Consider the following 11,627-nt stretch of genomic DNA (forward strand, 5'->3'; position numbering starts at 1 on the left):
GACTCCTATGTCGCAAGCGTTGTTAATTTTTGATGGAACCTGCGATTTTTGCACCCGCGCCGCCCGTTGGATCAAAAAACTCGATCGTCAGCACCGGATTCGGATTGAGCCATTTCAAAAATCTGGCATTCCCGAATCGGTTGGCTTAACCTATGCCCAATGCGAGCAAGCAGCATGGCTGCAAACCAGTGACGGCACATTATGGCGCGGAGCTGGGTCGGTTAATGCGGCGCTGAGCATTGCAACTGGCAATCGTTTGCCTTTGAGCTTGTACCAAATGTGGGGTATACGCCAGATTCAAGATAGTGTCTACAAACTGGTTGTCAAATATCGCCATCGGATTCCAGGCGATACCCCTCATTGCCAACAGTTTCCTGCTGATTGCGCACGCTAAGCAGCCTTCAGCTGTTCGAGCAACCATTCGAATGCTCGCTTAGCCGAAGCTTGCTTATTGCCTAACCGATCGTAGGGCCAAATGTGCTGCTCGACCAAACTTTGATTGGGCAAGTACAAGCCCAAATAGACTAAGCCGACTGGTTTTTCAGTGCTGCCGCCACCTGGCCCAGCAATGCCAGTCGTGCTTAGACCAACCGTTGCTCCAAGTGCATGGGCCGTGCCTTGAGCCATGGCTAAGGCCGTTTCAGCACTCACCGCACCGACGGTCGCAAGGGTTGAATTTGGCACCTGCAACAAGCGTTCTTTGGCACTGTTGGCATAGGCAATAATCCCGCCCAAATAGACCACCGAGCTACCAGCGATATTGGTCAGCCAATCGCCCAACAGGCCACCGGTGCACGATTCAGCGGTGGCGAGCGTCCATTGGCGTTGGGCTAAGGCCGTGATTACTGTTTGGGCTAAGGCGTGCGACATCAATTTACCCCGCTCGCTGTTTGCCGAGTAATTGAAATGCTGTAAAGCCCAAATAAATAATTAAGCCAATAATTACGAGCTTAAAGAGGCCCTTAAACAGCATGCCAATAAACAACAAGGCCAAAATGGTCACAATAATTTGGATAAGTTTACGGTTCATTGTGAATTCCTTCTATAAAAACGCCGCAGAGAACCCCGCCCCTTGTGGGCGTGGTAGTTCACGATAAGCCAATATCCCACGTGGCGGCGATTTCTTCTTTGGTGAACGAACGGAAGGCAAGCACAGTTGAGGTGCGCACAATCCCCTTCAGGCTGCCAATTTGGTCGGGCACGGTTTTGGCCAGTTGATCATAATCGGCCAAGCGCACAATGGCGATAATATCCCATTCGCCTGTCACCGAGTAAACCTCGGCCACACCTTCAATTGCGGTTAATCCAGCAGCAACCCCATTGGCGGCGCTTGGTTCGGTTTGAATATGCACAAATGCGGTGATCATCGCTGGTTCCTCGCCATAGCATGCAAAAAATTCAGCTTATTTTAACATATTTGCCACGCTGCCAGCTTACAAGCCTGATCTCGCTCCCTCAGATGGACGAGGCCGTTTAGATTCAAGTTAGGGCAGCAAGCGCAGGCGTTGCAACGTGACCGTTTGTTGCTCAGCGCCAGCCACCACCGGATCAAGCCGCAACATGCCAATTTGGCCTTGCCAAGTTGGAATCTGGCTCAGATCGAGGGTGTAGGTATGCAGCGCGCCATCGCCAATCACATCCCAAGCAACCGAACGATCTTCAGTTGCACCCTCGCCTGGAGCCATCCAATACAGTTGGCCGTGTTGATTGGGCAAGCTCGTAGCCATCGTGATTTCCAGTTTGCTCCATTGGGCGCTATCAAGCGTGATGCGGGGGCTAAGCAAATGCGGGTCTTGCTCAGGCACAAATTGCCAGCCATCGGCCCATGTGATGGCAGCAATAAAATTCTCGCGCCAGCCCAAACTCCAATGCAGCCAATGCCAATCGGGCGCGCCTTGGGGAATGGGATCGAGCTTGAAGTAGCTGGCATGGGTCAGCGTCATTGGCTGGGCTTGTTGCAGAAACGGCGCAAAGCATTCAGCCACCGCTTGCGGCTCCAGCCCATAGCGTTCGAGCAAAATGGGGCTTGGCGTGACCGCCTGCTGATCGAGCCAAACCGTATAGCCAGCACTCGTCGTATCAACAATTTTGGCGCTAATTTCCAAGCAGCCATGCTGCCAATCGCCAGGGCTTACACTGAGTGGCAGACTGTTTGGGCGCGCAAATTCATATTCTGCATACAATGCTTGCAAGCCATTTGGCACCAGATAAAAATCATTGCTGGTGCCAGTTTGAGCCAATTCAGTAATCACCATGCGATCTTGATCGTTGGCAGCAGCGCCGTTGGCTTTAATTTGCCAGCCATTGCTTAAGGCCAAACCAAGCAAGGCTACACTGAGGGCTGGCTGCCACCAAAGCCAACGCTGCAAGCTGATCGTATTCAGCGTCAGCGTGATCAACAAGGCCCATGGCGGCAAGCAGGCAATCCAAAATTCAATATTATCTGGCTCCCACCAGCCAAAAAAGAGGCTGTAGCTCAGCAACCACGTCGTGGCCAGCAAGACCAACGGGCGATATTGCCGCCACATGGGCCGCCAACGCCAGCCAAACAAGCCAAGGCTGGCCAGCAAGACCACCCCACCAAGCCAGCCGTGAATCGTATGCTGCCAACCGCTGAGCAAATTGCCAACGCTTGTCGCGCTTGGTGTAGCACCCCACAAGCCAGTATTGGCATATTCAAACAGCCATTGTTGGATTTGCTGCCAGCTGCGAAAGCCACTCAAACCAAACATCACAATCGCATAGCTGCCGCCAACCACCAGCAAGCCAACCAAGGCATAGTGGATGAATGCTCGCCAGCGTTTGCTCCATGGCGTGGATTGCCAATTGGCACTCAGCCAAACCGCCAGCACTGGCAGCAACCACAAAACATTAGTTTGATGAAAGAGAATCGCGCCGCTATGCGCCAAGCCAAGCCAGCGCCATAGGTTCAGGTTGTGGGGCGTTTCCGCTAAGCGCAGCAACAAACCAGTAGCAATAATCAAAAATAAGCCAGCCAAGGTATAGACTTCGACCTCAACCGCGTAATACCACCAAGCATACGCGCCGCCAACCAACAAACTGCCAATGCTCGCCAACCATGCGTGCTTCGTCAGGCGATAAAGCAAATACCACCAGATAACCACGCCGCTAGCCCCAGCCAGCACATTGAGCAATTGCAACGGCCCAAATGCCATGCCCTGATAGCCCACAACCTGGCTGAATCCATACACAATTTCGCCAAGCGGCCCATACAACAAATGATGAGGATGAAACGATTCGCGCCATGGTTTGGCTTGCACCGCCGTAGCATACGAATAGGCATCGAAGGTATGAATTTGCGTGAGCGTCAGGCTATAGAGAAGCACTAGGCCCAGCCACGCCAAACCAAGCTTTAAGCGAAATTGTTGCTGCATTGCGGTATCCAAAAAGCGCGCTAAAACAATGACACAGCCTGTTGTTACAGACTGTGCCATAGTACCATTGAATAGCGTTCAGTTTATTTGGTCGTCCAAGGCAGATACACTTTATAGGTAACCGCTGGAGCCGTCACGATGACCGTACCTTGCATATTGCTGTGCAACGTACAGACATAGCTGAAGCTACCAACCTCATCAAAGGTTACTGCATAATCTTGGTTTTGGCTCAGGTTGCCCGAACCCCATGTGAACGGGGTTTGGCTGCGGGTTGTGTTATGCGGAGCGCTATCAAGGTTGCGCCACAGCACGCTAGTTCCCAAAGTAACCGTGATTGGCGTTGGGCTAAAGCGGAAGTTTTGAATATTGATGGTTTGGGTCGTGGTGTAGGCAAAGTTTTGGGTTACGGTCTGATTGAGCGCAACCGTGACCGTCGCCACTTGGGTTTCCAACGCCATCAACTCGCTCGCAATGGTGTAGGTGCCTGGCGCTAAGGTCAAGCTATATACACCTTGGGCGTTGGTTTCGGTCGTAACATTGCCAGGGTTGGCGGTAATAAGCACACCAGCGCGGCCAGTGCCGTTGAGGGTCACTGTTCCGGTTGCCGTAGCCGTTGGCCCACCACCAAAAGCAAAATCTTCGGTGGCAACTTGGCCTTTGACAATCGTTACTTGGCGGGTAATTGGATCTTGGCTTGGCACAGTTACCGTTGCGGTATACACGCCTGATGGTAAGCTGGTGCTATAAACACCGGTCGTTTTGCCAAATTCAACCACGCCAACGCTGTTTTCCAAGCGCACGGTGGCCGAAGTGGCAGCAGTGCCATTAACCGTGATGCTCCCTTGCAAGGTTGGGGCAATCGCGGTCAAAGCATTGACATAGCCATGGCCAAAGGTGTTGTTTGGAATGCTCGAACCAGGCACGCCACCACAGGTTTCGGTCGAAGGCGCAGCGGTTGCGGTTTCTTGCAAGATGGCGCGCGTCAGATCAACTTGGCCTTGCAGTTCTGGGCGAGCCGACCACAACAAGGCAACCACGCCAACCACGTGTGGGCTAGCCATACTCGTGCCTGAGCTTGAGCCATAGGTCGTGTCGCTGGTTCGGGTAGCTGAACGAACACTAACCCCCGGAGCAGAAATATCAGGGCCAAGTCGGCTTACGCCGTTATTGGTAGCAGGGCCACGGCTGCTAAAATCAGCAATTGCACTACCAGAATCGTGTGCGCCTACTGTAAAGCTTTCAGGGTAAATTGCTACTGGCGTAGTAATTGTGGCACAACTATCCCCTTCGTTACCAGCCGAAGCCACAAACATAATCCCAGCATTAGTTACGTTTTGAACTGAGGTCTGAATGCCATCAGCTGGCGTGTTGGTACAGCCTTCTGATGCTGGACAGCCCCACGAGTTGTTGACCACGTGCGGGGCTTTGCTAGGATCGCCTTGAGCACTGGTGCCAGCAGCTGGGAATGGAGCAAGCATCCAGTCGATACAGCGGATGTAGGTTGCAGGTGTGCCGTTGCCAGCGTCCATGTTACGGCAAGCAATCCACTTCGCACCAGGTGCAACCCCAATTTGTTCGGTTGTGCCGTTATCGCCAACCACCGTCCCAACGGTGTGGGTCCCGTGTGAGTTATCGTCACATGGTGCGTTAATCGCAATCCCACATGGGTTGGTGCCACCTAACGAGGTGCGAATACCGTCATACCAGTTGTAATCGTGGCTAGCGGTTGTGCCATTCCAGCCGCGATATTTGTTCTTGATGGCGGCGTGTGTCCAGCGAACGCCGGTGTCTTCGCCAGCAATCACAATGCCTTGGCCAGTGATACCTTGGGCCCATACTTGCGGGGCTTTAACGTAGTTTACGCCCCAAGTGATGGCATTGACTGTTTGTGGTTCAGGATTGCTATCAATAACTGGTTTTTCCACCTTAACCACAATCGTATCTTCGATCAATTGCTTGACGCTGGCTTGCTCGGCCAACCATTGGGCACTGGCTAAATCAAGCGTCGCATACAGTGCGTTGACTGAAAGAAAGCCTTCTGATTGAATGCCACGGTTGCTGAGTTCGCTCAAGAGCGGAGTTTGATCGCGTTGGGCTTGTTGGCGCAAGGCGGCGACAACAGCAGCACCTTTGGCTTCTTTGTTTGCTAAGCGATCGGCGAAGTTGGTGTCGACTTGGGCGTGCAACAGCACCAAGGTTGGTACGCGTTGGCCCGCATTCAGCTTGGCCAGGAGGGCTGAATCGGCCTTGTTGGCCAAGCGGTCGGGTGTGTTGGCGGAGGCGCTTGGCAGACAAAAGCCCGCTAACACCATCAGGAGGATAAATGGTTTGAACAGACGCATAGGCTCCCCACACAGGTAAAAGATATTAAGCTTGTTTGCAAGTATAGCAAACTTTTGGGCATGGTAAAATAGCATGATGCTGATAGATTGCGACATGCTTGAAATGGACGATTATGGAAGATTTTTTGCGCCGAGCAGCGGCGGATTTACATATTGGGGTTGAACAAACCAGCCCAACCACCTGGACATTAACTATTCCCGGCAGCTTGGCGCGGGTTTTTGGCAAAGAAACAGTCTTGGTCACGACCGATAAACAAGTTGCGGCGCTCGACCCTGATCTGCAATTGCTTTCGCCTAATTCATCGTTGACCTTGCGTCTCGCCGAGCAGTTGCGTTCACGCGGGCGGCCAACCCATCGCGCGCGCTTGGAATGGTATCCCGATCAAGCTAGCTTGTTGGCCGATGTGCAGCAAGCGCAGCTGATTCAAGGCCCAGCCTTACAAATTAGCGCCTTGCAACAACATATTGTGCTGCGGATTACCTTCCGCATTCGCTTTGAACGCGAGGTGATCGAAGAGAAAATGGTGGCTTGCTGTGTCGATTATGAAACAGGTCAAGTTTGGCCAACGATCACCGACATCACCAATTTGCGCGAGCAATTAACGCCCTTGCCCACAACTGGCCTGACCGAGGAGCACGTTAATGTAGCCTTGCACCATGCGCGGCGCTGGCTCGAACGCTTGCTATACCCGCAAAAAGCCCTGCACGAAGCCCAACTTGCCCAATTGCTGGCCGTCGAAAAAGCTCGCATCAATGCCTTCTACGATGCCTTAGAGGAAGATTCAGGTTTAGCCTTGGGAGCCAAAGAGGGCGAATCGAACAAACAATATGCCCTCGAGGAAGAACGCAAACGCTTGCTTGATGAGCAAGAGTATCGTTATGCGCTTTCGCTGGCCGCAGAAACAGTCAGCGTCGCCACTCTGCACGTGCCAGTCTTGCACATCGGCAGCAAACAACAAGCGCAATTAATCGCGATCTCGCCCTTGTTTGAGCCAATGATTCAATTGCCCCACTGCCAAGCCTGTGGCCGTCAAGCAAGTTTGGTCCAACACAAAAATCAACTTGTTTGCAATGTTTGCCATCAAGTGCTGGCGCAATAGTGGTTTTTTGGCCTGCTCCTTGGCTTGATTTACCCAAGGAGCAGGGCTAATTGCTACAAAAATAACGCTCAATTAATAAAAGTTAATAAATTGATCGGACTTAAGGCGCTTGCACGGGCTGACAAACACCCCTATGATACTACCCAAGCATAGATCCTTTAGCCACGAGCAATTCACCCTTTCTATGCACATCGGTCATAATAGCCAATAGGCTTGGCTCTACCCTGATCGTTGGAGAATTGAAAGGGGCAGTATGCGTTACAACCAAGCATACCTTGAAGGATTGCGCTCAATCGGCGACCCTGCCGCTGATAGCTTAATTACCCAGTTGGCTGAGAATGGCGATTTAACGCGTGTAAGCCAAGTGCTGCGCCAAATTACCAAAAACGACCAGCCATGGCCCCGCGATTTGCCGCCGCTGCTCATGGCATGGCTCGACCAGCATTCCACTCCACCTACCACTATCGATTGGCAACGCATTAATAACGGGGCCGCTTTTTTTGCCCGCTATGGCATGGCAATTACGGTTGTGCTCTCAACTGCTGCCTTGGTTGGCTGTTATGCGGCCCAAAAAGGGGTCAAAGTGCTGACCCAAACCCAGCGCTTGCAAACCGAACCCTACCGCCGCGTCACTGAGTCGGGCCATTTTGTGATGGCAGTCTTGCAGCCCCATGCTTTACAGGCCAATGGCGCAGGGGTGCAGATCATTCAAAAAGTGCGCCTGATGCACGCCGCTGTGCGCTACCACATTGCCCAAGCTGGCCAATGGAATCAGAGCGAGCTTGGAGTGCCAATTTGCCAAGAAGATATGTTGGGCACGCTCATGGTTTTTTCCTATGGCGTAATCTGGGGCTTGGAGCAACTTGGCTATCGCATCGCCAAGCAGCAAGCAGAGGATTTTCTGTATACGTGGAATCAGATTGGCAGCATGATTGGGCTCGATCCGGCCAGTTTGCCGCGCTCAATCGCCGAAGCTGAGGATCTGGCGTATAGCATTTCGAATCGCCAGCATGGCCCTTCGGACGAAGGCCGCGAACTGACCCAAGCACTGCTGGCAATGCATACAGGGCTATTACCAGGCCGCTTTTTCGATGGCATGGTTCCCGCATTAATTCAACATTTGGCGGGCGCTGAGGTTGCAGCATGGATGGGCGTGCCCCAAACCCGCTGGAAATATGCACTGCGCTATCTCAAAACGCTCAATAGCGCAATGCGCACGCTTACCCAGCATTTGCCCGGCCTCGACGAGCAATTCGATCGCTTAACATTTTTGTTACTCCAACGCTGGACAGGCGCAATTCATCGTGGCGAGTTAAGCGCAAGCCTCAATGAACGTAGCGCTTAATTCAATCAAGCCCTCAGCTAATGCTACACTAAACCCAATCTGGCGCTTGCCACGATTGGTCTTTTTTGGGTCTTGACAGTATTCGGTTTACAGTGTAAATTCATTCATAAGATTTACAGTGTAAATCTATTGAGGTTTTGGAATGGCGCGAACGCGGAATCATGTACTCAATGCTGAAACAACCGTTCAAATTAAGCAAGCAGCTCGGCAACTTATGGCGCAGCATGGCACAGCAGGCTTATCAATTCGAGGGATTGCCAAAGTGCTGTCGGTGAGTCCTCCGGCGCTGTATCACTACTTTGCCAACCTAGATGATCTGATTACGACCTTAATCGCTGATAGTTTTAATAGTTTGGCCGACCGCTTGGATGAAGTTGGGCTCAAAAGCCGAACCAAAACCAAGGCTGGCCGCTTATTGGCAGTGCTTGAAGCCTATCGCAGCTGGGCTTTTGAGCATCCAATCGATTTTCAACTCATCTATGGTAATCCGATTCCAGGCTACAACGCACCACGTGAAATTACCGTGCCAGCAGTAGTACGCACGTTTGTTACACCAGTGCGCTTGGCTGATTTAGCCATCAAAGCTGGCGAATCGAGCCTCAACGAATTTGTCATGACAGAAGCCTGTGCCGAACGCATGACCGCCATGATTACCCAAAATAACTATCCAGTGTCGCTTGAATCGATGTATGTTGTGATGACGCTTTGGACGCAAATTCACGGCCTGATTATGCTGGATTTGTACGGGCATCTTAGCTCAAATGTTGGCAATGCTGAGGAGTTCTATCGCCATCGGGTGACGGAAATGCTGCACAGTTTTGGCTTTCACGACTTAACTTAATCAACTTGGCAATGACCCTTAAGTTGGCCTTGCAACGAGGCTGAGCTTGCTGTTGCCAAAATTAACAAGGAATTTTCAAATGACAAGCGAATTACACGTTATTTTTGGTAGCGGCCCAATTGGCAAAGCGACCGCCCGTTGTTTGGTTAGCGCAGGCAAACAGGTACGAATCATCAATCGTTCAGGCAAAGCCAGCCATCTGCCAGCAAGCGTTGAAGTGCTGGCAGGCGATATTTACGATCAGCAATTTGTCGCGCAGCACGCCCGCGATGCCACCAGCGTTTACCAGTGCGCCCAGCCAGCCTATTACGAATGGACAAGCAAATTTCCAGCGATGCAAGCGGCTGTCATCGCAGGCGTGGCCCAAAGCAATGCGCGGCTGGTGGTGATGGAAAATCTCTATGGCTATGGCCGCAGCAATCAGCCAATGACCGAAAAAACCCCATTTGCCGCCCACACCCGCAAAGGCAAACTTCGCGCCCAAATGAGCGAGCATCTTTTTGCAGCACATCAAGCTGGCCGAATTCGCGCAACCAGCGTGCGCGCCTCAAATTTTTATGGCCCAGAATATCAACTGATGGGCGATCAGGTGGTAAAGCCAGCCTTGCAAGGCAAAAAAGCGACCTTGCTTGGCAATGCAGATATGCCACACAGTTTCAGTTATGTCAATGATATTGGCGCAACACTGGCGCTTTTAGGCAGCGATGATCGCGGTTTGGGCCGCCCGTGGCATGCACCCAGCCCAGCTGCGCTCACCCAGCGCGAATTTGTGGCAATTTTGGCCAAGATTTTGGGCAAACCTGTTGGCTATCGCACCATCAACACGGCGATGGTTTGGCTACTTGGGCGCTTTGTCAAAGAAATTGCCGAAACTGTTGAGATGATGTACGAGTGGCAAGCGCCGTTTGTGATGGATAGCAGCGCTTTTAGCCAAACCTTCGGGCTTGAATCAACTCCCATCGAACAGGGGATTCGATCGATGGTGGATTGGTTTCGCAATTAACCAGTGGCGCAGCGCAGGCGTTCAAAAGCTTGCGCTGCATTCCAAGGCCTCGGCCAGCAGTTGTTTATAGTCGCTACGCGGAATTTCATAGGCTCCAAAGGTTGCCAGATGCGGCGTGATAAATTGGGTATCGAGCAATTGAAAGCCGCCAGCCCGTAAGCGCTCAACCAACGCAACCAAGGCAACTTTACTGGCATCGCGCGCCTTGCTCCACATACTTTCGCCAGCAAACAAGCCAGCCAAGCCAACCCCATACAAGCCCCCAACCATCTCGCCAGCTTGCCATGCCTCGACGCTATGCGCCAAACCACCAGCGTGCAATTGACTATAAACCTCAATAAATTCTTGGCTGATCCACGTTTCGTCGCGTTCAGCGCAGGCTTGCATAGTTTCGCGAAACGCAGTATCAAAGCGAATTTCAAACGTTTGGCGGCGAATCGTGCGTTGCAAGGAATGCGCCACATGAAAACGCTCATCAAGCGGAATAATCGCCCGTGGATCGGGATCATACCAATAAATTTGGCCATCCTCGGCCATGGGAAAGATCCCTTGGGCATAGCCATAAATCAATAATTGTGGTGAGAGTCGCTTGGTCATGCTATCATGTCTCCAAAAAGTGAGGTCAATCAACCAATGAATACACCACGGGATGTGGCAACCGCCGAACCACAAACGACCACTGATGTCGAGCTAGATTTTATCACGCTCAGCGATGAGGAATTGGAAAAGCCCTATCGGGTGATTTTGCAAAACGATGATATAACCCCCATGGAAGTGGTGGTCTGGGTTTTGGAAAAAATCTTTGAGCAATCGTTTGAACAAGCCAGCAGCATCATGCTCGAAGCCCATCTCAAGGGTCATGCCTTGGTCACGATTTTGCCTTTCAAAGAGGCCAACTCGCGCGTGTATAGCGCCCAAAGCCGCGCTCGCGATCTGGGCTTTCCGCTCGTCTTGTTCCTCGAACCGGATTTTTAAACGAGGGTTCAGTTGTCAGGGGCCAGCAGTCAGCGCGCTCGAACGCTGAAGTGAATTATGCTTGAGCAAGCAATGATGCAGCTAGCCTGGCCCCTGATTGTAATCGTACCTTGGATGATCAATGAGATACATGCCCTCACCCCCAGCCCCTCTCCCACTGAACGCGGGCGAGGGGAGCGCTGACATCGTGGTTCCCCCAGCCTATAAGCCCACATCCTCTGACCCCTGATTGATTTCTCCTATTCCCTAGCTTCATCCTTCATAATTCTTCCTTCATCCCTCATCCTTTCCGTTGGCCACAGATTCTACAGATTAGTGAGATTATGTTCCCATAGCCCATAGCCTCCAGCCTATAGCCCTCACCTCTTTGCGCCGCTACGTTAATGGATTGATCCACGAAGCATGAAACCGCGAAGAACACGAAGGACGCGAAGAACATCAAGCTCAAGGTATCGAGCATATCCCTTCATCCCTCATCCTTCATCCCTCATCCTTTCCGTTAGCCACAGATTGGCACAGATTTGTTTGATTATGTTCACACCAGCCCATAGCCTAAAGCCCGATCCCCACCCCCCAATCCCCGATCCCCAAATCCTAGCTTCATCCTTCATAATTCTTCCTTCATC

The 11,627-nt window shown here is 52.0% G+C and carries 12 protein-coding genes; 6 read left to right on the forward strand and 6 right to left on the reverse strand.

Translation table 11 applies throughout. The features are described from left to right. Window positions 1–7: 7 nt before the first annotated feature. The gene (locus C5S61_RS00990) at window positions 8–394 is read left to right on the forward strand and encodes a thiol-disulfide oxidoreductase DCC family protein (RefSeq protein WP_110513272.1); all 387 of its coding nucleotides are present in this window, start codon (window positions 8–10) and stop codon (window positions 392–394) included. Here the strand turns inward: C5S61_RS00990 and C5S61_RS00995 are convergent. From C5S61_RS00995 to C5S61_RS01010, 5 genes are all read right to left on the reverse strand, one after another. Further along, a complete protein-coding gene (locus C5S61_RS00995; RefSeq protein WP_110513273.1) occupies window positions 391–870 on the reverse strand; it encodes a CinA family protein in 480 nt (159 codons plus the stop codon). The two genes, C5S61_RS00990 and C5S61_RS00995, sit on opposite strands and share 4 nt — an antisense overlap. Before the next feature lie 4 nt (window positions 871–874). Beyond that, window positions 875–1,030, reverse strand: a complete 156-nt coding sequence (locus C5S61_RS26700) for a hypothetical protein (protein ID WP_164689147.1) — start codon at window positions 1,028–1,030, stop codon at window positions 875–877. Window positions 1,031–1,088: 58 nt separating this feature from the next. Beyond that, window positions 1,089–1,367 (reverse strand): Lrp/AsnC family transcriptional regulator, encoded by a 279-nt coding sequence (locus tag C5S61_RS01000; RefSeq protein WP_012190730.1) that lies wholly within the window; start codon window positions 1,365–1,367, stop codon window positions 1,089–1,091. Between the two features lie 117 nt (window positions 1,368–1,484). Beyond that, a complete protein-coding gene (locus C5S61_RS01005) occupies window positions 1,485–3,395 on the reverse strand; it encodes a hypothetical protein (RefSeq protein ID WP_110513274.1) in 1,911 nt (636 codons plus the stop codon). An 83-nt stretch (window positions 3,396–3,478) separates the two neighbouring features. Further along, entirely contained in the window at window positions 3,479–5,737 is a 2,259-nt protein-coding gene (locus C5S61_RS01010; protein WP_164689148.1) for a S8 family serine peptidase, read from the reverse strand. A gap of 113 nt (window positions 5,738–5,850) precedes the next feature. On the opposite strand from C5S61_RS01010, the gene C5S61_RS01015 reads away from it, so the two are divergent. From C5S61_RS01015 to C5S61_RS01030, 4 genes are all read left to right on the forward strand, one after another. Further along, a complete protein-coding gene (locus C5S61_RS01015) occupies window positions 5,851–6,837 on the forward strand; it encodes a hypothetical protein (RefSeq protein WP_110513276.1) in 987 nt (328 codons plus the stop codon). 253 nt (window positions 6,838–7,090) lie between these two features. After that, a complete protein-coding gene (locus tag C5S61_RS01020) occupies window positions 7,091–8,182 on the forward strand; it encodes an oxygenase MpaB family protein (protein ID WP_110513277.1) in 1,092 nt (363 codons plus the stop codon). A gap of 142 nt (window positions 8,183–8,324) precedes the next feature. Beyond that, window positions 8,325–9,023, forward strand: coding sequence for a TetR/AcrR family transcriptional regulator (locus C5S61_RS01025; protein ID WP_110513278.1), 699 nt, complete (start codon window positions 8,325–8,327; stop codon window positions 9,021–9,023). A gap of 79 nt (window positions 9,024–9,102) precedes the next feature. Next, the gene (locus tag C5S61_RS01030) at window positions 9,103–10,026 is read left to right on the forward strand and encodes an NAD-dependent epimerase/dehydratase family protein (RefSeq protein ID WP_110513279.1); all 924 of its coding nucleotides are present in this window, start codon (window positions 9,103–9,105) and stop codon (window positions 10,024–10,026) included. A 21-nt stretch (window positions 10,027–10,047) separates the two neighbouring features. On the opposite strand, the gene aat is transcribed toward C5S61_RS01030, so the two are convergent. Then, entirely contained in the window at window positions 10,048–10,623 is a 576-nt protein-coding gene (gene aat, locus C5S61_RS01035) for a leucyl/phenylalanyl-tRNA--protein transferase (protein ID WP_110513280.1), read from the reverse strand. A 36-nt stretch (window positions 10,624–10,659) separates the two neighbouring features. Here aat and C5S61_RS01040 point away from each other — a divergent pair, with 36 nt between their 5' ends. Beyond that, entirely contained in the window at window positions 10,660–11,001 is a 342-nt protein-coding gene (locus tag C5S61_RS01040; RefSeq protein ID WP_110513281.1) for an ATP-dependent Clp protease adaptor ClpS, read from the forward strand. The last annotated feature ends 626 nt before the right edge of the window (window positions 11,002–11,627 follow it).

Source organism: Herpetosiphon llansteffanensis, from assembly GCF_003205875.1.
Lineage (GTDB): Bacteria > Chloroflexota > Chloroflexia > Chloroflexales > Herpetosiphonaceae > Herpetosiphon > Herpetosiphon llansteffanensis.

Bases quoted from the DNA above. Each gene is read 5' to 3' on its own strand.
- C5S61_RS01010 (WP_164689148.1), bottom strand. From the start codon at position 5,737: ATGCGTCTGTTCAAACCATTTATCCTCCTGATGGTGTTAGCGGGCTTT.
- C5S61_RS01020 (WP_110513277.1), top strand. From the start codon at position 7,091: ATGCGTTACAACCAAGCATACCTTGAAGGATTGCGCTCAATCGGCGAC.
- aat (WP_110513280.1), bottom strand. From the start codon at position 10,623: ATGACCAAGCGACTCTCACCACAATTATTGATTTATGGCTATGCCCAA.
- C5S61_RS00995 (WP_110513273.1), bottom strand. From the start codon at position 870: ATGTCGCACGCCTTAGCCCAAACAGTAATCACGGCCTTAGCCCAACGC.
- C5S61_RS01005 (WP_110513274.1), bottom strand. From the start codon at position 3,395: ATGCAGCAACAATTTCGCTTAAAGCTTGGTTTGGCGTGGCTGGGCCTA.
- C5S61_RS01030 (WP_110513279.1), top strand. From the start codon at position 9,103: ATGACAAGCGAATTACACGTTATTTTTGGTAGCGGCCCAATTGGCAAA.
- C5S61_RS01000 (WP_012190730.1), bottom strand. From the start codon at position 1,367: ATGATCACCGCATTTGTGCATATTCAAACCGAACCAAGCGCCGCCAAT.
- C5S61_RS01015 (WP_110513276.1), top strand. From the start codon at position 5,851: ATGGAAGATTTTTTGCGCCGAGCAGCGGCGGATTTACATATTGGGGTT.
- C5S61_RS01040 (WP_110513281.1), top strand. From the start codon at position 10,660: ATGAATACACCACGGGATGTGGCAACCGCCGAACCACAAACGACCACT.
- C5S61_RS00990 (WP_110513272.1), top strand. From the start codon at position 8: ATGTCGCAAGCGTTGTTAATTTTTGATGGAACCTGCGATTTTTGCACC.
- C5S61_RS01025 (WP_110513278.1), top strand. From the start codon at position 8,325: ATGGCGCGAACGCGGAATCATGTACTCAATGCTGAAACAACCGTTCAA.
- C5S61_RS26700 (WP_164689147.1), bottom strand. From the start codon at position 1,030: ATGAACCGTAAACTTATCCAAATTATTGTGACCATTTTGGCCTTGTTG.